This is a genomic window from Metabacillus sp. 22489, assembly GCF_052044855.1.
Lineage (GTDB): Bacteria > Bacillota > Bacilli > Bacillales > Bacillaceae > Metabacillus > Metabacillus niabensis.
In genome coordinates, this window is sequence record NZ_JBQENT010000039.1 from 18,970 (window position 1) to 39,074 (window position 20,105).

24 protein-coding genes are annotated in these 20,105 nt (G+C 35.5%); 2 read left to right on the plus strand and 22 right to left on the minus strand.

What is annotated here, in order from left to right:
• Positions 1-128: 128 nt before the first annotated feature.
• From lysA to ACTJJ9_RS19470, 21 genes are all read right to left on the minus strand, one after another.
• The gene (lysA, locus tag ACTJJ9_RS19370; protein WP_145583444.1) at positions 129-1,451 is read right to left on the minus strand and encodes a diaminopimelate decarboxylase; all 1,323 of its coding nucleotides are present in this window, start codon (positions 1,449-1,451) and stop codon (positions 129-131) included.
• Positions 1,452-1,621: 170 nt separating this feature from the next.
• A complete protein-coding gene (locus ACTJJ9_RS19375) occupies positions 1,622-3,094 on the minus strand; it encodes a spore germination protein (RefSeq protein ID WP_095301071.1) in 1,473 nt (490 codons plus the stop codon).
• Complete coding sequence (locus ACTJJ9_RS19380) at positions 3,078-3,653, minus strand: stage V sporulation protein AE (RefSeq protein ID WP_145583446.1); 576 nt, start codon at positions 3,651-3,653, stop codon at positions 3,078-3,080. Before ACTJJ9_RS19380 ends, ACTJJ9_RS19375 begins: the two co-directional genes overlap by 17 nt.
• 7 nt (positions 3,654-3,660) lie before the next feature.
• On the minus strand, positions 3,661-4,011 hold the full coding sequence (spoVAE, locus tag ACTJJ9_RS19385; RefSeq protein ID WP_095301069.1) for a stage V sporulation protein AE: 351 nt from the start codon (positions 4,009-4,011) through the stop codon (positions 3,661-3,663).
• A complete protein-coding gene (spoVAD, locus tag ACTJJ9_RS19390) occupies positions 4,011-5,030 on the minus strand; it encodes a stage V sporulation protein AD (protein WP_145583448.1) in 1,020 nt (339 codons plus the stop codon). The genes spoVAE and spoVAD overlap by 1 nt, the downstream gene beginning before the upstream one ends.
• Before the next feature lie 17 nt (positions 5,031-5,047).
• Positions 5,048-5,503, minus strand: a complete 456-nt coding sequence (gene spoVAC, locus ACTJJ9_RS19395; RefSeq protein WP_095301067.1) for a stage V sporulation protein AC — start codon at positions 5,501-5,503, stop codon at positions 5,048-5,050.
• A 15-nt stretch (positions 5,504-5,518) separates the two neighbouring features.
• Entirely contained in the window at positions 5,519-5,941 is a 423-nt protein-coding gene (locus ACTJJ9_RS19400) for a stage V sporulation protein AB (RefSeq protein WP_095301066.1), read from the minus strand.
• Positions 5,931-6,551 carry a stage V sporulation protein AA gene (locus ACTJJ9_RS19405; RefSeq protein WP_095301065.1) on the minus strand — a complete coding sequence of 207 codons (621 nt, stop codon included), beginning with the start codon at positions 6,549-6,551 and terminating at the stop codon, positions 5,931-5,933. Before ACTJJ9_RS19405 ends, ACTJJ9_RS19400 begins: the two co-directional genes overlap by 11 nt.
• Before the next feature lie 418 nt (positions 6,552-6,969).
• Positions 6,970-7,728: an RNA polymerase sporulation sigma factor SigF gene (gene sigF / locus ACTJJ9_RS19410; RefSeq protein WP_145583450.1), complete on the minus strand. Its 759-nt coding sequence runs from the start codon at positions 7,726-7,728 to the stop codon at positions 6,970-6,972.
• Between the two features lie 13 nt (positions 7,729-7,741).
• Positions 7,742-8,182: an anti-sigma F factor gene (gene spoIIAB, locus ACTJJ9_RS19415; protein ID WP_095301063.1), complete on the minus strand. Its 441-nt coding sequence runs from the start codon at positions 8,180-8,182 to the stop codon at positions 7,742-7,744.
• Positions 8,179-8,532: an anti-sigma F factor antagonist gene (gene spoIIAA, locus ACTJJ9_RS19420; protein ID WP_095301062.1), complete on the minus strand. Its 354-nt coding sequence runs from the start codon at positions 8,530-8,532 to the stop codon at positions 8,179-8,181. The genes spoIIAB and spoIIAA overlap by 4 nt, the downstream gene beginning before the upstream one ends.
• A 95-nt stretch (positions 8,533-8,627) precedes the next feature.
• Positions 8,628-9,791, minus strand: a complete 1,164-nt coding sequence (locus ACTJJ9_RS19425) for a D-alanyl-D-alanine carboxypeptidase family protein (RefSeq protein ID WP_095301061.1) — start codon at positions 9,789-9,791, stop codon at positions 8,628-8,630.
• 201 nt (positions 9,792-9,992) lie between these two features.
• Complete coding sequence (locus ACTJJ9_RS19430) at positions 9,993-11,294, minus strand: pyrimidine-nucleoside phosphorylase (protein ID WP_145583452.1); 1,302 nt, start codon at positions 11,292-11,294, stop codon at positions 9,993-9,995.
• Between the two features lie 29 nt (positions 11,295-11,323).
• The gene (locus ACTJJ9_RS19435; RefSeq protein WP_145583454.1) at positions 11,324-12,142 is read right to left on the minus strand and encodes a purine-nucleoside phosphorylase; all 819 of its coding nucleotides are present in this window, start codon (positions 12,140-12,142) and stop codon (positions 11,324-11,326) included.
• A 1-nt stretch (position 12,143) separates the two neighbouring features.
• The gene (gene deoB, locus ACTJJ9_RS19440; protein ID WP_145583455.1) at positions 12,144-13,340 is read right to left on the minus strand and encodes a phosphopentomutase; all 1,197 of its coding nucleotides are present in this window, start codon (positions 13,338-13,340) and stop codon (positions 12,144-12,146) included.
• Between the two features lie 261 nt (positions 13,341-13,601).
• Positions 13,602-14,495, minus strand: a complete 894-nt coding sequence (gene xerD / locus ACTJJ9_RS19445) for a site-specific tyrosine recombinase XerD (protein ID WP_095302958.1) — start codon at positions 14,493-14,495, stop codon at positions 13,602-13,604.
• Between the two features lie 6 nt (positions 14,496-14,501).
• Positions 14,502-14,729, minus strand: a complete 228-nt coding sequence (locus tag ACTJJ9_RS19450; RefSeq protein WP_095302957.1) for a YqzK family protein — start codon at positions 14,727-14,729, stop codon at positions 14,502-14,504.
• Between the two features lie 225 nt (positions 14,730-14,954).
• On the minus strand, positions 14,955-15,413 hold the full coding sequence (gene fur, locus ACTJJ9_RS19455) for a ferric iron uptake transcriptional regulator (protein ID WP_095302956.1): 459 nt from the start codon (positions 15,411-15,413) through the stop codon (positions 14,955-14,957).
• A gap of 118 nt (positions 15,414-15,531) precedes the next feature.
• Positions 15,532-16,185, minus strand: a complete 654-nt coding sequence (spoIIM, locus tag ACTJJ9_RS19460; RefSeq protein WP_095302955.1) for a stage II sporulation protein M — start codon at positions 16,183-16,185, stop codon at positions 15,532-15,534.
• 154 nt (positions 16,186-16,339) lie between these two features.
• The gene (locus ACTJJ9_RS19465) at positions 16,340-17,497 is read right to left on the minus strand and encodes an endonuclease Q family protein (RefSeq protein WP_145583457.1); all 1,158 of its coding nucleotides are present in this window, start codon (positions 17,495-17,497) and stop codon (positions 16,340-16,342) included.
• Between the two features lie 34 nt (positions 17,498-17,531).
• A complete protein-coding gene (locus tag ACTJJ9_RS19470; RefSeq protein WP_145583459.1) occupies positions 17,532-18,083 on the minus strand; it encodes an NUDIX hydrolase in 552 nt (183 codons plus the stop codon).
• Positions 18,084-18,174: 91 nt separating this feature from the next.
• Between ACTJJ9_RS19470 and mciZ the strand changes: the two genes are divergently transcribed.
• Together mciZ and ACTJJ9_RS19480 are read left to right on the plus strand one after the other, a co-directional pair.
• Positions 18,175-18,321 (plus strand): Z-ring formation inhibitor MciZ, encoded by a 147-nt coding sequence (mciZ, locus tag ACTJJ9_RS19475; RefSeq protein ID WP_440768833.1) that lies wholly within the window; start codon positions 18,175-18,177, stop codon positions 18,319-18,321.
• A gap of 146 nt (positions 18,322-18,467) precedes the next feature.
• Entirely contained in the window at positions 18,468-19,376 is a 909-nt protein-coding gene (locus tag ACTJJ9_RS19480) for an aldo/keto reductase (protein ID WP_145583463.1), read from the plus strand.
• Positions 19,377-19,461: 85 nt separating this feature from the next.
• Here ACTJJ9_RS19480 and ACTJJ9_RS19485 read toward each other — a convergent pair whose 3' ends face one another.
• Positions 19,462-19,698 (minus strand): YqkE family protein, encoded by a 237-nt coding sequence (locus ACTJJ9_RS19485; RefSeq protein ID WP_095302950.1) that lies wholly within the window; start codon positions 19,696-19,698, stop codon positions 19,462-19,464.
• Positions 19,699-20,105: the final 407 nt, after the last annotated feature.

A 20,105-nucleotide genomic window follows, 5' to 3' on the forward strand; every position in this document is an offset into this window, starting at 1 on the left:
AACTTCCTCCAGTGTCAAGGTGTGTAAAGGCAGTTCGATACATATCACAATTTTTATATAAAAAACTGACTCTGTAGATGAAAAACACTACAAGAATCAGTTCAAAAATTAATTATTTAAATTTATCACTATTTTTGTGTTATCTTTGTTTTTAATGGCAAATCATTTACAATTAAGTCCTCAAAGCTTTCTCTTTTGACAACAAGCTGTGCTTCTCCATTTTCGACGAATACAACTGCAGGGCGAGGAATTCTATTGTAATTATTCGCCATTGAGTACCCGTACGCACCAGTACAAAAAACAGCAAGAATATCCTCTGCTTTAACTTCAGGAAGTGGTAAATCCCAAATTAACATATCACCACTTTCACAGCATTTACCAGCTATTGATACTTCTTTATCATGTTTTTCTGTAACTCTGTTTGCTAAAACACCTTCATATTTTGCTTGATATAATGCAGGACGAATATTATCACTCATTCCTCCATCAATTGCAACATATTCTCTAATATTTGGAACAGTTTTCTTAGATCCGACAGTATAGAGCGTAGTTCCCGCATCCCCAACAAGTGATCGACCAGGCTCAATCCAAATTTCCGGCATATTTATTCCCATTTCATTTACATGCTTTTTCACAGCTTCTACGATTTGCTCAACATAATAGGTTGCTGGGAGCGGCTCATCATCCTCCGTATAGCGGATTCCGAAACCACCACCTAGATTAACTACTTCAGGTATAAATGAGTAGCTCTCTTTCCATTCTTTAATTTTCTCAAATACTCTTTCGGCCGCAAGAACAAAACCGGCTGTATCAAAAATTTGTGAACCAATATGACAGTGAATACCTAATAAATGAATTCCTTCAATGTTTAAAATTGTTTCAATTGCTTGCTCAATTTGTCCATTTAATAAACCAAAACCAAATTTAGAATCTTCTTGACCTGTTGTAATATAATCATGAGTATGTGCTTCTACCCCAGGTGTTACACGTAATAATACCGGGATTTTCCGTTTATATTGTGTCGACAATCCTTTTAATAGCTCAATTTCATAAAAGTTATCGACAACGATACAACCAACTTCATGATCTAGTGCCATTTTAAGTTCGTGATAGCTTTTATTATTACCGTGAAGATGAATTCTCGATGATGGAAAGCCAGAAGCAATTGCTGTATATAATTCTCCCCCTGAAACAACATCTAGCGATAACCCTTCTTCAGCAACTAGTTGAAACATTGCAATTGATGAGAATGCCTTACTCGCATATGCTACCTGTGCTCGAACTCCCATCTTTTCAAAAGCTTGCTTAAAGCTTCTTGCTCGTTCCCGTATAAGCGCAACATCGTAAATATAAAGAGGTGTCCCGTAATCTTTTGCTAAAGTTACCGTATCGACTCCACCTATTTCTAAATGTCCATGTTCATTAATTTCACTTGTACCATGTAAGAACAACTGTATCCCCTCTTTCAATATACCTAGGTGTGAATAAATATATAATTAGTATAAAAATAAAAAGACAGTTAACACGAGTGATATTAACTGCCTGTTACTTTTTAAATTATCAGATATTAAATTACACATACAATATCATAAATAAGTTGTTCTTTCAATGATACAACTTCCTAACTAGGTTGTTTTTTTACATTTTGAGGGTGGACAATACTTGGTCTTAATTTCGCACCTGGTACTGTAGTTCGGATAATGATTTCCCACATCGCTCTTGCATTAAAAGGAAGAAACGGCCATAAGTATGGAGTGTTCAATGAACGTATGCTTGCAAGGAGTATAATAAATAATGTACACCCAACAACAAATCCTTCTAATTTGAATATAGCTACAGCAATTAGTAACACTAACCTTACCATTTTGTTTGCTACACCCAATTCATAGCTAGGAGTTGCAAATGTGCCAATTCCAGCTACAGCCACATACAGAATTACCTCTGGTACAAATAAACCTACATCTATCGCAATTTGCCCTATTAATGCTGCAGCAATTAATCCCATTGCAGTAGATAATGCCGTAGGGGTATGAATTGCCGCCATTCTTAAAAACTCAAGACCAAAATCTGCAAGAAAAATTTGTAAAACCATTGGAATATTTGATTTTTCGGTTGGTCCAATATAATTTATTTCTTTAGGTAATAACGAAGGCTCTAATACATATAAAAACCAAAGTGGTAAAAGAAAAATAGATGCGAAAATCCCTAAAAATCTCACCCACCGTAAAAATGTTCCTACAGAAGGTGCTTGACGATATTCTTCTGCATGTTGTACATGATGGAAGAACGTAGTTGGTGTGATAATGACACTTGGGGATGTATCAACGATAATAATAACATGACCTTCTAATAAATGATTCGCTGCGACGTCTGGTCTCTCTGTATATCTTACTAATGGATACGGATTGTATCCTTGTTTTATAATAAATTCTTCAATCGTTTTATCTGCCATCGTAATTCCGTCAATATCAATCGCCTTCAACTCTTTTTTAACCTTATCAACTAATCCAGGATCTGCCACATCCTCTATATATGCTAGGCAAACATCTGTCTTTGAACGCTCTCCGATCTTTAACATATTGTATCTTAATCGTTCATCCCGAATTCTCCGTCTAATCAACCCTGTGTTTACAATAATGTTTTCAACAAAACCATCTCTTGCTCCCCGCACAATTTTTTCAACATCCGGTTCTTCTGGCTGTCGACCAGGGTAACTACGGACATCTACTACAAAGCCGGTATCCATACCATCTATTAAAAAGACGATAAGACCTGACAATACTTGGTCGACCGCTTCGTCCAAAGTATTTACTGGCTTTACAGATTGGTTAACAATACGGTTTTCAAGTATTTCCTTAAATTTTGATTGATCAACTTCATTATCATTTATTGCCGTAAGGTTCTTTAAGATTTGGGTAATATAGCTTGTATCACAAAGTCCATTTAAATAATATAAATCAACTCTAATATCAAGAATCGTAAGCTTTCGTACCCCTAAATCAAAACTAGTATTCAATCCTACTCGTTCAGTGAAAAATTTTTCGTTGTCAGAAAGCTTATCGTATATCGGAATCTTTTCATCCTTTTTTGGCATGAAACCCACTCCTTTCCAATATCAATTCGACAGCCTTTAAAGTAATGGGACATCCATTTTTAACATGATCCTTACGTGCCATTTTTCCAATATCACCGATTCCAACGATTATGGGGACATTTAATTCATCAAGACAATAAACAGTGTCTCCATTTAATCTCCCAATTTCATGCTCTTTTAAGCCACTTTTATCAACACCATATTCTGTTAATTCACCAAATCGATCAATACATACATCTACCCTCGTCCATTCCGTTTGATGTGATTTTGATGCAACCGCAATAATACCAAGAACTTCAATATCTTGATGATTTGCAACATATTTAAGAGCTGTTTCTCCAGCTCCCTCTCCTAACATGCCACAATCATCAAACATGACGAAAACAGGATCATTTTTAGCCTGGAGGATGAGCTGAACGATTTCTGCTCCTGTTAATGTAGTAGGATTCCCTTGTGTTCGAGATATCACTCTACCACCAACTTCAGCCGCTATATATTCAATTGTTCGTGCAGCATATTCATCTCCATCTGTAATGAGAATGACCTGTCTTTTTGTCAAGATTTCATCATCCCTTCGGTTTAAAAATTAACGCCATTATAAAAGCAAATAGTATAGCTGCAGAAATCCCAGCCGAAGTTAGTTCAAAAATCCCGATTCCAATTCCAACAAATCCATGCTCCTTAGCCTGATGCATTGCACCATGTAAAAGAGAATGACCGAAGCTAGTTATTGGCACCGTCGCTCCTGCACCAGCAAAATCAATTAGCTTATCATATAAACCAAATCCATCTAAAACTGCACCTAAAGTTACAAAAATCGCCATTACATGTGCCGGCGTTAGCTTAAAAATATCTAATAATAATTGTCCTACTATGCATATCGCACCTCCAACTACAAAAGCCAATATATACTCCATTAGCTATCACCCCTATCGCTTCTCTCAAAAACGACGCCATGCGCAATTGTAGGTATCGTTTCCTTCTGTTGAATCATAACCGGACTTAATAATGCACCTGTTGCAACTACAAATACTCGATTTAAATTCCCACGTTTTAGTTCATCAAATATATATCCATACGTAACAACTGCAGAGCAAGCACAACCACTGCCACCAGCAAAAACTTTTTGATCTGGACGATAAACCATTAACCCACAGTCATTATGCTTCTCATAGACGTCATATCCTTCTTCCTTTAACATATCCTTTAAGATGGGGCTACCTATTCCCGACAAATCACCAGTCAATATTAAATCATAGTCATCTGGCGTCCTATTTAAATCCTTAAAATGTTGAGCTATAGTCTCTCCTGCAGCTGGCGCCATAGCCGTACCCATATCAAAAGCATTTTTTATTCCAAGATCAGCGACCCTTCCAATCGTTGCAGACGTAATTCGAATATCACTTTTTTCTTGATTAATTAATACTGCTCCAGAACCTGTTACAGTAAATGTTGCAGTATCTGGTTTTTGACCACCATATTCGGTCGGATAACGAAATTGTCTCTCAGCGGTTGCATTGTGACTGCTCGTTGCCGCAATCGCATTTTTAGCAAAACCACCATCAACAAGTGCTGAACCAATTGCTAACGTTTCCATTGATGTTGAGCAGGCACCGAACATACATAAAAATGGGATATTAGCATGTCTAGCTACATAATTAGAAGTTACATTTTGATTTAATAAATCACCAGCTAATAATATATCAATATCTTCTGTTGTCTTATTTGCTTTTTTTAAACATTCATCTATTGCCTGTTGCATCAATTTTCGTTCAGCTAATTCCCAACTATCCTCGCCACAATGAAGTTCATCATATTTCACATCAAAATATTGACCAAGTGGCCCTTCTGCTTCCTTAGGTCCAACAGCTGTCCCACTAGAGTGAACATATAATGGATTTTCAAATTGCCATGTTTGTTTCCCTTTTAATTTCATTAATTCCACCCCTTTTTTTAGAATGCTAATCCATAAAAATAGCGGATTATCCCAACAATATAAGCTGCCACAACACCAAAAACGATGACACTTCCAGCTAATTTAAACATGTTTGTAGCAATCCCCAACACAATTCCTTCACTTCTATGTTCTATAGCAGCACTTGTCATTGAATTTGCAAAGCCCGTAATCGGTACAGCAGAACCAGCTCCTGCAAATTGCCCTAGCTTGTCATACACTCCAACCCCAGTTAAAATCGCAGATATTAGAATTAATGTGCCTGCTGTTGGGTTACCAGCATCCTTTTCAGAAAAATTAAACACATGAATATAAAAATTTTGAACTACTTGTCCAAAAGTACAAATTAACCCTCCAATAATAAAAGCTTTTATACAATTGATTAGATATCGTGGCTTAGGCTGATAATTTTTGACCTGGTTTTTATAATCCTCTTTTAGCTTGGTTTTTCCCATTTTCATTACCTCCAATTAATGATTAACAAAATAGATCCAATGAAAAAGCGATCCAACTATTTTCCCTAAAACAATTGCCATTAATAATATGAGAATTTTATCTCCTAAACCTACACGCTTTGCTAAGATCGGGAAAACATTAAGTACTTCAGTTAAAGCTGCAGCAAGCATTCCGATAAAAACACCACTAAAAAGACCGATTGGAATGAGCCAAAGTTCTGACAGAGAGAATACTGTATTACGTAAGCTTATCCAACCCACTACGACTGTACCTAATATAATTGCCATTTCATAGGCTTGAATAAAGTGATACGTTTTCGTAAGCTGTGTTAACCTCGGGATAATTCCAAGCACTGCCAGAAAGGCAACATAACCAGAACCGACAACAAGACCTCCAGATAATCCAATAATGATTAAGAGAATCGCGTTAACGATCATCAATGTCGTTTAAATTCTCCTTGTTCTCATTCATGGCTACATATTGATCTAGATCAAGCTGATAATTAAAAATTTCAACTTCTAGAGGGCTTGGTTCTTCATTAATTCGCTTCTTAAACAGATGATTAAAAAATAATATCATCCCTAATCCTAATCCAAATGAGTATGGTATTTGTAATAACAAGGGCTGCGGATTTTCATCTCCAGTTACGATTCGATAAATCCGCTGATGTACTTGTTGCATACTTACATCTTCATGGAAATTCATAATAGCTAGCCCTGCACCTATAAACAATAAAACCCATACAAGAAAAAATAATAGTGGAGATAGCTTCTTTTTTTCATAAACAACTTCAATAATTGTTTGAGCTGCACCGATTGTTTGCACATCTAAGTTTGGATCAAATTTATGTATTTCCTTTAAAACATGCATAACATCGATGACAACCATGCTCTTATCTTTAGGTTGGATTTGATGGATTTTAATACTCCTCAGTCTTTCTCTTAATTCCTTATTAGCTACTATAAGCGCAAGCTTTCCAATTGTTATAACTTCATTTGGCTGGACCTGTATTCGGTGGCGGAGTCTTACATAAACCGTTTTTTCCATCAACATTCACTTCCTACTAGTTAATTTTGCTCAAGTAACGGTTTGTAAAGAAGCTTGTTAGAGAATAAAGATAAATAAACAATTTTGATGGATTATTTCAACAATGTTAATTCCGAATTTTTTCATGCAGATGTCGTTTTACTAAACATCATTAGAGCTTTTATTTGTATATAAACAAACATTTTACTCATTAGATGGACATAATATTTGTAAATGCCAATTAACTGTTGTATAGGTAGTATGCATTTGAGATTTTTTAATCATTCAAGTTTTGGGAGACCAATAATTACCATGAAACGAGCGAACGCTGAAGTAAGATGTCCATAACACTTTTTACAGTTCAATTTTTCATGAATAAAACGATGTAAACGCAAAAAGGCGACACTTATCTCGAGATAAGTGTCACCCTTTTTAACTACTATTGATTCATTTTATCTTTCATCTGTTTTAAGATCTTTTTTTCTAGCCGGGAAACCTGAACTTGCGATATTCCTAGCCTTTCAGCAACCTCTGATTGTGTTTGATCTTTATAGTACCTTAAATAAACAATTAGCCTTTCCCTCTCATCAAGGTCCTGTATGGCATCTTTAAGTACAATTTTATCAAACCATTTCGTTTCAGTATGGTCAGCTATTTGGTCTAGTAATGTAATTGGATCTCCATCATTTTCATATACTGTTTCGTGAATGGATGATGGTGCTCTTACAGCTTCTTGAGCGAGGACCACATCTTCGGGAGAAATGTCTAGGTAGTTTGCGATCTCAGCTACAGTGGGCACCTTTCCCATTGTTTTCGAAAGTTCATCACGAGCCCGTCTAATTTTATTTCCTAGTTCTTTTAATGAGCGGCTTACCTTCACTGTCCCATCATCACGGATAAATCGTTGAATTTCTCCGATAATCATCGGAACAGCGTATGTCGAAAAGCGCACATCATATGATAAATCAAACTTATCTACTGATTTTAATAAACCAATACTACCGATTTGAAATAAATCATCAGGTTCATAGCCTCGATTTAAAAAACGTTGAACAACAGACCATACGAGTCTCATGTTCTTTTGGATAATTAAATCACGGGCCTCTTGATCCCCTTCTTGACTGCGACGAATTAATTCCTTGACTTCGTGGTCCTTTAACTGCGCCTTTGAATTCTCGTTCTTGACCTCCACATCCATAGCAAGTCTCCCTTTAATTGCATAACGCTTTACTTTTGGTTAAATGTTTTGTCAATCTAATTGTAGTACCTCTTGACTCTAAAGATTCAATTTGAATTTCATCCATAAAGTTTTCCATAATTGTAAATCCCATCCCTGAACGTTCTAGTTCGGGCTTCGTCGTATAAAGCGGTTGTCTCGCCTCATCAATGTCTAGGATTCCTATCCCTTCATCACGAATGGTTAAATGGACAACACCATCCTCGAGCGTAACCGAAATATACACAATACCATTCGGATCATTTTCATATCCATGGATGATTGCATTAGTAACTGCCTCAGAAACAACCGTTTTTATTTCAGTCAATTCATCCATCGTTGGGTCTAATTGTGCAATAAATGCCGCAACCGTTACCCTTGCAAAGGATTCATTCTGACTCAATGCTGAAAACTGGAGGTTCATCTCATTTTTCATGATGCCACCCCCAATGTTTGCAATGCTTTCACTTCATCTTCTTCTAAACGGATAATTTTAAATAATCCTGACATATCAAATAATCGCTTGACTGAAGGAGAAATTGCACAAACAACCATTTCACCTTCTGAGGCTTTTATTTGCTTATATCTTCCTAAAATAACCCCTAAACCAGAACTGTCCATAAATGTTAAATTTTCTAAATTCAACACAATATGTTTAATTTGATTTGTCGAAATTTTATCAGTTACTTTTTCGCGCAACTCTTCGGCTGCATGATGATCCAATTCACCCGAGAGTCGAATACACAGTACAGTTTCTTTCACATCAAGTTCAATCTGTAGACTCAAGGTTTTACCCCTCCTTAAATTCTGGATAAAGAGTCATTCTTGATTGAAACTTTAATTTCCTGCATGATGACAAAACTAGTGCCAATTCGTCAACATTAGCTAGACTTCGTAAAATCTCCCATTACACGTTTAAACATTTGCCACCAGCTCGCTTCTGAAATATCCTTTTCTGCTACTAACTTACTTTCTGTAATAACTTTGCCTTCTTTTTTAAGCTGTAATGTACCAAGTTCATCGCCTTTTTTAATTGGCGCCTGAACATCCTTTTTCATCATAATTTCTTGAGTAACATCATCAACAGTTTCACCTTTTTTGGTTAGGACAGAAATAGGTTCAGACGTTTGTAAGTTTGCTTCTTTTTCTGAACCTTTGCTCACTTTTAGTTTTGCTAGTGATTGGTCCTTTTTAAAAAGTGGATGTGTTTGATATTGGCTAAATGCATAATCCAGCATTTTTGTTACTTGAGAATTCCGTTCTTTAGGTGTGTCTGCACCAAACACAACTGCAATGACACGCATATTCCCTTTTTTAGCAGTAGCAGTCAGACAATATTTTGCTTCATTTGTAAATCCGGTTTTTACCCCATCAACACCCGGATAAAATTTTACGAGTCGATTTGTATTAACAAGCCAGAATTTTTTATCAGTTCCTTCACGTAAATAATCTTCATATTTCCCTGTAAACTTAGTAATTTCCTCATATTTTAATAATTCCTTTGCCATTAACGCCATATCATGTGCGGAGCTATAATGCCCTTCTTCTGGTAAGCCTGTTGGGTTTTTAAAGTGAGTATTTTTCAAGCCTAATTCTTTTACTTTTTTGTTCATCATATTTACAAATTCATCCGTTGAACCTGCAATTTTCTCTGCCATCGCTACTGATGCATCATTACCTGAACCAATCGCAATTCCTTTTAGCATCTGCTCAACTGACATTTCTTCTCCAGGTTCGAGAAATATTTGTGATCCTCCCATTGAAGCTGCGTATTCACTAGTACGAACCATTTCATCCATTTTAATTTGACCTTTTTCGAGCGCTTCCATAATTAATAACATAGTCATAATTTTTGTCATACTCGCTGGAGGAAGCTTTTCATCACTATTTTTATCGTATAAAATCATCCCTGTATCGCGTTCAATCAAAACAGCTGACTTCGCTTTATCTGCAAGTTCGACAGTAGTAGATTCTTTGGCAAATGCCATTGGTGTTCCAGCAATAAACATTGCTACAAGCGTTAAACATGATAGTATCCGTTTCATCTCATAAGCCCTCCATTCTTTATACAACCATTTTTTCCATTCAGTGGAAAAATATACTAGCAATATAAATAATTTAAGGTCCGTTTTTTCTTTTCTTCTACATTTTCAACTATTACTAAAACGAAAAATATTATAAACAAAGTGCTCACTCCTTTTGGCAAAATAAAAACCACGACATAACTGATGTCGTGGTTTTTATCGTTATTCAATTGTTGCATAAATCAATTTTGGCGGTTTTACTTCTGATGCAGTTATTTTTATACTCTCATAAAGCTTTTCCCTTACTTCATCAATCTTTTCTGTATTGCTATGGATTGTGACAAGTGATTCACCTTTTGTCACTTTGTCACCGATTTTTTTATTCAACACTAATCCAACAGCTAGATCAATCTTCGATTCTTTTGTTGCACGACCCGCTCCTAAAAGCATCGCTGCAGTTCCAACCGCATCTGCGACAATTTCGGAAATATAACCATCATGCTGTGCCTCGAGTTCAAACATATATTTTGCCTGTGGCAATCTATCTTGATCGTCGACAACCGTCGAGTCTCCACCTTGTGCTTCTAAAAATACTTTTAAAGTCTCAATCGCTTTTCCATTTTCGATTACCGTTTTTAACTTTAAGCGAGCTTCTTCTAATGATACAGCTTTTTCTGCAAGAAGTACCATATAGCTGCCAAGAGTTAAACATAATTCCTCTAAATCCTTTGGGCCTTTTCCACGAAGGGTGTCAATTGCTTCTTTAACTTCTAATGCATTTCCAATTGCATATCCTAACGGTTGACTCATATCTGAAATAATAGCCATTGTACGGCGGCCGACGATATTCCCAATATCGACCATTGCTTTTGCAAGTGTTTTCGAATCTTCAATATCCTTCATGAAGGCACCTGCTCCTGTTTTAACATCCAAAACAATTGCATCAGCACCGGCAGCTATTTTTTTACTCATAATTGAACTAGCAATAAGCGGTATGCTATTGACAGTTGCGGTTACATCGCGGAGTGCATATAATTTTTTATCCGCTGGTGTTAAATTTCCACTTTGACCGATAACTGCTAGTTTATTTTTATTTACTAATTCAATGAATTGCTTTGAATCGATTTCAACATGAAAACCTGGTATTGACTCAAGCTTATCAATCGTTCCACCTGTATGGCCTAATCCTCTTCCAGACATTTTCGCTACTGGCACACCGACTGCTGCAACAAGAGGAGCTAATACAAGTGTCGTCGTATCTCCTACTCCTCCTGTACTATGCTTATCAACCTTGATACCTTCAATTTCACTTAAGTCGATTGTATCACCAGATGCAGCCATTGCCATCGTCAGTTCTGCCCGCTCTGCATCAGTCATCCCCTGGAAATAGATGGCCATAGTTAGTGCACTTATTTGATAATCAGGGATATCGCCATTCGTATAACCGTTTATGATATGGTGAATTTCTGCCTTTGTTAATTCTTTTCCATCTCGTTTCTTTTCAATTAAATCGACCATCCTCATTTCGATATCACACCTTTACAGATATTTTTTTAGCGAATTCTTTCAATAATTGTTTTTACTAGCTTTAAAAAGTTTTCGCGTACTTTTTCAGTTGTTTCCATTACTTCATCATGTGATAAAGGTTGATTTAAAATACCTGCAGCCATATTCGAAATACATGAAATACCCAACACCTTCAATCCAGCATGTTTAGCTACAATTACCTCTGGAACAGTTGACATTCCGACAGCATCTCCGCCAATGATACGAAGTGCACGCACTTCTGCTGGAGTTTCATAGGATGGACCCGTATTTCCTATATATACACCTTCTTGTAATTTTATATTTAGTTCATTTGCAACTTTTTTCGCTATATTTCTTAGCACTGTATCATAACTTTCAGACATATCTGGAAAACGTGGACCTAATTCTCCTTCATTTGGGCCTATTAATGGGTTTGTTCCCATATTATTAATGTGATCGGTGATCAACATTAAATCTCCAGCTTCAAAAGACTCATTTATTCCGCCAGCTGCATTTGTCACGATTAATGTTTGAACTCCTAATTCCTTCATTACTCGAACTGGATATGTAACCTCTTTTAGACTATATCCCTCATAAAAATGAAATCTTCCTTGCATTGCAACAACATTTGCTCCATTTAATTTACCAATAACAAGTTGACCGGCATGTCCTTCAACAGTAGAAATTGGGAAATTAGGAATATCTTCATATGGAATTTTAATTGGTGATTCTATTTCATCAGCTAAAATTCCTAATCCTGAGCCTAAGATTAATCCTATACTTGGTGGGACATTAATCGTTTCTTTTATATAATCTACAGCTTCTTTTATTTTTTCGTACGTCACCTTAAATCTCCTCCGATTTCAAATCTGATAAAAAGCTTGTTCCATATGCAGGCATTTTCACTTTGAAGTTTGCTGCAACTGTTGCTCCAATATCAGCAAATGTTTCTCTTATTGGCAGCTCTCTCCCACCCTTCATTTTCGGGCTATAAACAAGCAATGGTACATATTCTCTAGTATGATCGGTTCCGTGATGTACAGGGTCATTACCATGGTCGGCAGTTATGATTAACAAGTCGTCATCTGTTAAATGATCTAATACTTCCGTTAATCTACTATCATATTCTTCAAGCGCCTTTCCATATCCTTCTGGGTCACGTCGATGACCGTATAAAGCATCAAAATCAACTAAATTTAAAAAGCTAATTCCTCTAAAGTCCATAGTAACATTCTCAAATAACTTATCCATACCGTCCATATTCGATTTTGTCCGTAATGACTTCGTTATACCTTCACCATCAAAAATATCAGATATTTTCCCAATCGCTATAACATCAAAACCACTGTCCTTTAATTCATTCATAACTGTGCGATCAAATGGCTTTAACGCATAATCGTGACGATTAGCGGTTCGTGAGAAATTTCCTGGTTGCCCGATAAATGGTCGAGCAATAATTCTACCAACCATATATTTTTCATCAAGTGTTAGCTCTCGAGCGATTTCACAAATTTTATATAGCTCTTCAATCGGAACAATCTCCTCATGAGCAGCAATTTGTAAAACTGAATCAGCAGAGGTATAAACAATTAACGCACCTGTTTCCATATGCTCTTCGCCAAGTTCAACTAAAATTTCTGTTCCTGAAGCTGGTTTATTTCCAATGATTTTCCTTCCTGTCTTTTCCTCTAATTGATTAATTAACTCTGGAGGAAATCCTTCAGGGAAAACTCTAAATGGCTTTTCTATATTCAAGCCCATTATTTCCCAGTGACCAGTCATTGTATCTTTACCATTTGAAGCTTCCTTCATTTTCGTATAAAAGGCTAATGGTTTTTCTTGAATTGGAACACCTTTTATTTCTCTAATATTGCTTAATCCTAACTTTGCCATATTAGGCATATTTAGTCCGCCCATATGTTCAGCAATATGACCTAATGTATCCGAACCTAAATCATTAAATTTCTCTGCATCCGGTGCTTCACCAATTCCTACTGAATCCATGACAATTATAAAAATTCGTTTATATGTATCCATATTCATATAGCAACCTCCTCCATTTACTTCTATTTACTTTCCCTATTTTCACCTAAGACATTCATTTCGATAACAATTAGAACTTGTCAGAAGTCTGACAACTATGAATGTAATCATTATACCCTCCTTATATTACCATTGACAATATAAATTAACAGCTCTTTAAATGAGTTCATTTATATAAATAGCAAAAAAGCTAACCACCTATTATTTCCTAGGCAGTTAGCTTTATAAAAGCACAGATACTTTTTGTCATTCTAATTCGTATTAAGCTCTTGGATGGAATTGTTTATAAACATCTTTTAATCTAGTTTTCGTAACATGTGTATATATTTGAGTTGTTGATATATCTGCATGACCGAGCATTTCCTGTACTGCTCGTAAATCTGCTCCATTTTCAAGTAAATGGGTAGCAAATGAATGCCTTAATGTATGTGGTGTTAGTTCTTTATTAATATTTGCCTCTAAAGCAATCTTCTTTAAATTTTTCCAAAATCCTTGTCTAGATATGCGCTTACCATGATGATTGACAAATAAAGCTTCCGTTGGATTTTTTCCATCGATTAGCTTTGAACGACCCTTTTCTAAATACTGTATCAATACATCTGTTGCGGTGTGACCAATCGGAACAATTCTTTCTTTGTTTCCTTTCCCGTAGCAACGGATAAAGCCCATAGTTAAATGAACATCTGTTAAATTTAAATTGATCATCTCACTGACTCGTATTCCTGTTGCATATAATAGTTCAAGCATTGCCTTATCTCTATACCCTAAAGGAGAGGTCAGTTTAGGTGTTTCTAATAATGTTTCTACTTCTTGAAGAGATAGAATTTTAGGCAAAGTCCTTTCTAATTGTGGTGATTCAATTAAAACTGATGGATCTTGCTCAGCCTGTTTTTCTCTTAGTAGAAATTGATGGAACGATCTAATCGAGGCTATGTGTCTCGCTATCGTTTTACTTGATTTTCCTGTTTCTTTTAACGACTTTAAAAATTGAATAATATGTAATCGTGTAACATGATTAAACGACTCTATTTGTTGAATTTCTGATAAATGCTTTTGATAGCTCTTTAAATCTCTTTCATAAGAAACAATTGTATTTTGTGACAATCCTCTCTCTACTATTAAATAATGAATAAAATCTTTAATTTGATCCTTCAATACAAACTACTCCCCATTGTCATAAAAAAACATTAATCGATTTAACCAATTTTCTTCCTCGTTATTTACCATATTCGTTACTTTTAATGCAGCACCTTCTGGCTGGTCGTAACGATGCATTTCTTGATACTCTAAGTTCACCCAAATGATAGCATAATAGAATAAAATCGTAAATCCAGTAAACAAGATAAATACTTTTAACATATCTCTAGCCGTTCTTAACCAACGAATCATATAGAACCCCCATTTGCGTACATTTTCTTAATCAATGGTATAATAGGTAAGAAGGATCAAATTTCATAATAGGTTAATCGTAGTAATATTAGAAGATATGCCAAAAAGGACAAACTTTATACATTGATTTTATATAAATTCCTATTAATTTTTTATTTTTCTCATTTCCATCTATTCTAAAACTTATGAAAAAACAAAAAGCCTAACTTAGCATGTTAGACTTGGTTATTTCTCATTATTTGATTGTTTCTCTTGACAGTTTGCGCAAATCCCATGAAATGTTAAACGGTGATCTTTAATTTTAAACTTCCAATCACGCTCAACAATTTCTTCTACATCACCTAATAAGTCTTCTACGATTTCTGTAACAGATCCACATTCCATGCAGACTAAGTGATGATGAAAATGCTCTGCCCCTTCCTTACGAAGGTCGTATCTTGAGACTCCATCACCAAAGTTTATTTTATCGACTACTTTTAATTCGGTTAATAACTCTAATGTTCGATATACAGTAGCTAAGCCAATTTCAGGTGCCTTTTCTTTGACGAGAAGATAAACATCTTCAGCACTTAAATGGTCTTCTTCATTTTCTAATAATACTCGAACAGTTGCTTCACGCTGAGGTGTAAGCTTATAGCTTGCAGAGTGCAACTGTTTCTTTATACGATCAATGCGGGTTTCCATAACTACTCTTCCTCCCTCGCCACGTTCCCAAAACTATTATATATCATATGAGAGGAAAGTGTCCAACTAAAATGATTATAATCTAATAAAAATAATCAATATTAAATTATAATTATTATTATTTACTAACAATTTCAACGACATTCTGCATTAAAAACGGTGACGCATATGCTTCAAATCCAGAGGCAACCATCGCAAGTACCCCTATAAAAAGGAAAATCGTAACATATCTTAAAAATAACGAAAAAGGGGATTCTACATTACTTGTTCTTTTAACAAATAATTGCTTTATAATTTTTAATGTGAACGAAATTGCCACTGAACACATGATTATGAAGGCAGGTATTAGCAAGATATTTTGCGGTAAGACCGAGATAAAGGATAATAAAAAACCTTTTAATCCTAATTGATTGACTAAAAACCCTACTGTAAATCCAACAACCATTCCTTTAATAAAGAGCATGACAAGAATAACAGGTACCCCAATAATTGAAATTCCAAGTATCCACATAAGTCCAAGATATTTTATATTATGAAAAAAACTTTGCTGAAACATCTCAGCTGAGCTTGCAATTTTCCCTTCAGCAACCTGTCCAAAAAATCGATTCAAGTAGTAATATAAGTCTTCTTTTTGACTTAAATTCATACTATTTACAATAATCGCTCCGAATATAACACCCATTAAAAACAATACAAATACAAACAAATAGATAGATGACTGTTCCTTAAAATGCTGCTTAATAATGACACTGATTGGTTGTTGTCGTCGCATGTTTAGTTCCTCCCGAAATTCACTTACTAGAGTATATGAGAGGATATCCATTCTATGCCTACTAATCAATGTTTCCATTCAAAAAATTACTAGAGTTCTTTTTTAACTAAGGTATTAATTAGCTTTTATAAAAGATAAGAAGGTAATAGGCTTTCTAAATCCCTGTTACCTTCCCATATGTTCCACCTCCTCCTGCTGTCACTTGCAGTCTACCTTCTCGAGCTGCAATTATATAGGTTGCGATTTTTTCTGGAACTGTCTTTTTGAGCTCCTCCTCTGATACTTCATGTAAGATTTTCATTTCTGTCCCATACAAGTCTTTCAACTTCTCCAATGTTTTTGGACCAACGCCTGGAATGAATTGGAGAGGAACTTGGTGAATATATGGAGGACGCTGTCGATTATTCTTGATGTCATCTGCTAACTCAGCAATTCGTTTTGACACCCCTTTAACAAATCGATTACTGCCACACACTTCACAAATTTCCTGACCCTTTGCACCACATTTTTCACACGTTGTCTCATAGTATTTACCTAAATAAGGGTTTAAGCCATAATTTACTTCTATCCCTCTTCCCTTTTCATTGGCTAAAGCCATTTTTAGCTCAAGGAAATTCGGATTATCGAGAGTTATTTTTTGATACTCACGAGCAATTTTCGGTAGCGAATGAGCATCTGAATTCGTTAAAAAGGTGTATCGGTGTAACTCAGTTAAATTGTCAGCCATACTCGTATCTGAGCTTAATCCAAGCTCAACCGCATCGATTAATTTGCCATCAAACACTTCTGTTAATGAACGGATTACTCCACTTCCGTATAAGCTTTTATGTGGCGTAAAAATATGTGCAGGAATGAATAAACCACCGAGGTCTTTAACAACCCTCTGCAATACTTTTCCTTCCTCATAAATGCGTTGTGAGCTTAATGTTATATTAGTTAAGCGAGTAGATAACCACTTTGAGAATTCCTGCATTCTTTGTAATGATGGCATAAAAGCTAAAACATGGATCGGACCTTTACACGCATGGTCGTAGATTTCTAATTCACTACCTAAAATAAGTGTTGTATGCTGGAAGCGAATCCCCCCGTCTTCTAGCTCGATACATTCACCATTATCAATAAGCTGCTTCAATGTCAACATAACCTCAGGTACATGACAATCAATCACACCTACAATATCAATCCCTTTATGATCACTTGCCTCTATTAGGATGTTTTCTAATGTGAGTGTTCTCGAAGCTGTTATTTTTACGGGCTTCCCCGAAGATGTTTGTCCAATATGGATGTGTAAATCGGCAAAGTAGCTATTCATGCTGTTCTCACTCCTAAGGCTTGACTGCTCGAGTTTATTCTTTTAATGCTTGTTTAAGTTGTAAGTATTGCACTGCAAATGCAGTCTTTGCATCATAAATTTGTTGATTTTGAACCATTTCCATCGCTTCTTCTAATGTGACCTCTTTTACATCTAAAAATTCATCCTCATCTAATTGTGCCAATTCCTTCAATTTCACTAATTTTTCAGTAATAAATAAATGAACTAGCTCATCTGCAAAACCAGGTGATGTGTAAAACGATATAAGTGGACGTAAATCAGAACATGTATAGCCGGTTTCTTCTTCTAATTCTCTTTTAGCAGTAACCTCTGGCTTTTCACCTTTTTCTAGTTTTCCAGCTGGAATTTCTACAATCGTTCTACCGAGTGGTTTACGAAATTGTTCAACCATAACGATTTTATTCTCGGGTGTTATCGCAATAACAGCTACAGCACCAGGGTGTTTTACGATTTCCCGTGTACTTTTATTTCCATTTGGCAATTGTACCTCTTCTACATACAAATCGATTACTCTTCCTTTAAAAATCTCTTTTGAGGAAATCGTCTTTTCTATTAAATGCTCCATACTGTCAGCTCCTGTTCTATTAGCTATTGTTTCTTCATACATTCTACCATATCTTATGGAAAGGAATGGGTGAAGCTTGAAAATCTACCGAATGGAAGACCGAATCATTCTCACTGGAAAGGCATGGGAGATTCGTGCGAAATTAAAGGAATATTCCGAGGTCTATTCTCGTGTACAAGAGTGGATTCAAGATGAAAAATCTGTAAAATCAACGCTTACTCCTAAACTGTATAAATAAATCTTTAATGTTGCTTTTTCCTATTATATGTACTAACCTCAACATGAAGGTAGCTATTAGAACTAAATTTAGCTTGTAATAAAATATGAGGAATACAGGAATACCTTTACTAAATCAAAGTCTCGCTTTATAAGGAGTGTTGAGCAATGAAAAAAAGACAACTCGGCCAATCTGACTTATATGTTAGTGAAATAGGTTTAGGCTGCATGTCATTAGGAACTGAGGAAAATCATGCCATTTCAATTATTGACAAAGCGATCGAACAAGGAATTAATTATTTTGACACTGCTGATTTATATGATCGTGGCATGAATGAAGAGCTTGTAGGTAAAGCGATAAAGCATCGAAGACATGATTTAATTTTAGCAACAAAGGTAGGAAACCGCTGGCGTGAGGATTATTCAGGATGGGATTGGGATCCATCTAAAACTTATATTAAAGAAGCTGTCAAACAAAGCTTAAAACGACTCCAAACAGATTATATTGACTTATACCAGCTCCATGGTGGAACAATTGAGGATCAAATTGATGAAACGATTGAAGCATTTGAGGAATTAAAGAAAGAGGGAGTCATTCGTTACTATGGAATTTCTTCTATACGTCCAAATGTTATTAAGGAATATTTAACAAAATCTAGCATTGTCTCAATTATGATGCAATATAGCTTACTAGACCGTAGACCTGAAGAATGGTTTCCACTCATTAAAGAGCATAATGTCAGCGTTATTGCACGTGGTCCACTCGCTAAAGGTTTATTAACAGACAAACCTTTAGATTTAAAACTTCAAACTAATGGCTATCTTTCCTATTCTAACGATGAATTAAAAGCATTATTAACAGAGCTTGAGAATGTTGATTCCTCACATTCAATGACCGAACTCGCCCTGCAATATTGCCTCTATCATGATGTTATAGGTGCCGTTATTCCAGGTGCGAGCAAATTACAGCAAGTAATCGAAAATACATCGGCCGTTTTATCTAAGCCGCTAACTCGTCAGACATATGAATTACTTCAAAAGCTAACAAAAAAAGATACATATAACCAACATCGTTAACTAAAATGCTGTTACGAAAGCAAGCGGTCAACCGAATGCTTTGTAGCAGCATTTTTTTGAGATAAATTTTCTAAACGTTTTTCTTTTATTTAAAGTCCTTCCAAGATAAGGAACTCTCGCTTAACAATTCTTCAAAGCTTTTATTTTTTTCTCTTTGTTTCCGTTCTTCGATCTTTTTACGCTCTAATTCTGCTTCTTTTTCTTGTTGCTCAATCGTTAAATCCTTTTTCACCATTTTTAATTTTTCTTTTAAATCTTCATTTAAATAATCTGAAACAGATACCGTTTGATCATCTTGTTTCTTTTTTGCATTTTTCTTCACTTTTGGTACCTCCTCTTCCTCTTTAATAAATTATAATTAAGATTTCTTACGTTGAAAAGGGATTTACAAAAGGAAAACCCTTCCTAAACCTTGTATAATCTCACCTTACATATGACATGTTAATCAAGAAAGGAGAGATCTATCATGACAAAGCAACGTGGACAAAAAGGAAAGCCAAATGCTGATACCTCTAGAAAGATGCTAGCTGCTGAAGAGGTCGAAAAAGCCATCCATCCTACTAAAAGACAAAACTCACCTCAATAAATTTAATCTAGTTTATATAGAGTCGGCTTCTCCTAACATGTTTATTGTTAGAGATAGTGACTCTATTTTTGTGCATTTTTCCTTTATTGCAAGGATGAAATAGATTCGTGTACAATAAAAAGGGAGTTTTTAGTAAAAGGAGA

Coding starts and splice junctions, on each gene's coding strand:
- sigF (WP_145583450.1), bottom strand. CDS start 7,728: ATGGATGTGGAGGTCAAGAACGAGAATTCAAAGGCGCAGTTAAAGGAC.
- ACTJJ9_RS19425 (WP_095301061.1), bottom strand. CDS start 9,791: ATGAAACGGATACTATCATGTTTAACGCTTGTAGCAATGTTTATTGCT.
- ACTJJ9_RS19450 (WP_095302957.1), bottom strand. CDS start 14,729: ATGATTCGTTGGTTAAGAACGGCTAGAGATATGTTAAAAGTATTTATC.
- spoIIM (WP_095302955.1), bottom strand. CDS start 16,185: ATGCGACGACAACAACCAATCAGTGTCATTATTAAGCAGCATTTTAAG.
- ACTJJ9_RS19480 (WP_145583463.1), top strand. CDS start 18,468: ATGAAAAAAAGACAACTCGGCCAATCTGACTTATATGTTAGTGAAATA.
- ACTJJ9_RS19465 (WP_145583457.1), bottom strand. CDS start 17,497: ATGAATAGCTACTTTGCCGATTTACACATCCATATTGGACAAACATCT.
- spoVAC (WP_095301067.1), bottom strand. CDS start 5,503: ATGGGAAAAACCAAGCTAAAAGAGGATTATAAAAACCAGGTCAAAAAT.
- ACTJJ9_RS19430 (WP_145583452.1), bottom strand. CDS start 11,294: ATGAGGATGGTCGATTTAATTGAAAAGAAACGAGATGGAAAAGAATTA.
- ACTJJ9_RS19470 (WP_145583459.1), bottom strand. CDS start 18,083: ATGGAGCATTTAATAGAAAAGACGATTTCCTCAAAAGAGATTTTTAAA.
- ACTJJ9_RS19400 (WP_095301066.1), bottom strand. CDS start 5,941: ATGATCGTTAACGCGATTCTCTTAATCATTATTGGATTATCTGGAGGT.
- ACTJJ9_RS19375 (WP_095301071.1), bottom strand. CDS start 3,094: ATGCCAAAAAAGGATGAAAAGATTCCGATATACGATAAGCTTTCTGAC.
- spoVAD (WP_145583448.1), bottom strand. CDS start 5,030: ATGAAATTAAAAGGGAAACAAACATGGCAATTTGAAAATCCATTATAT.
- mciZ (WP_440768833.1), top strand. CDS start 18,175: ATGGAAGACCGAATCATTCTCACTGGAAAGGCATGGGAGATTCGTGCG.
- spoVAE (WP_095301069.1), bottom strand. CDS start 4,011: ATGGAGTATATATTGGCTTTTGTAGTTGGAGGTGCGATATGCATAGTA.
- spoIIAB (WP_095301063.1), bottom strand. CDS start 8,182: ATGAAAAATGAGATGAACCTCCAGTTTTCAGCATTGAGTCAGAATGAA.
- fur (WP_095302956.1), bottom strand. CDS start 15,413: ATGGAAACCCGCATTGATCGTATAAAGAAACAGTTGCACTCTGCAAGC.
- ACTJJ9_RS19405 (WP_095301065.1), bottom strand. CDS start 6,551: ATGGAAAAAACGGTTTATGTAAGACTCCGCCACCGAATACAGGTCCAG.
- deoB (WP_145583455.1), bottom strand. CDS start 13,340: ATGAATATGGATACATATAAACGAATTTTTATAATTGTCATGGATTCA.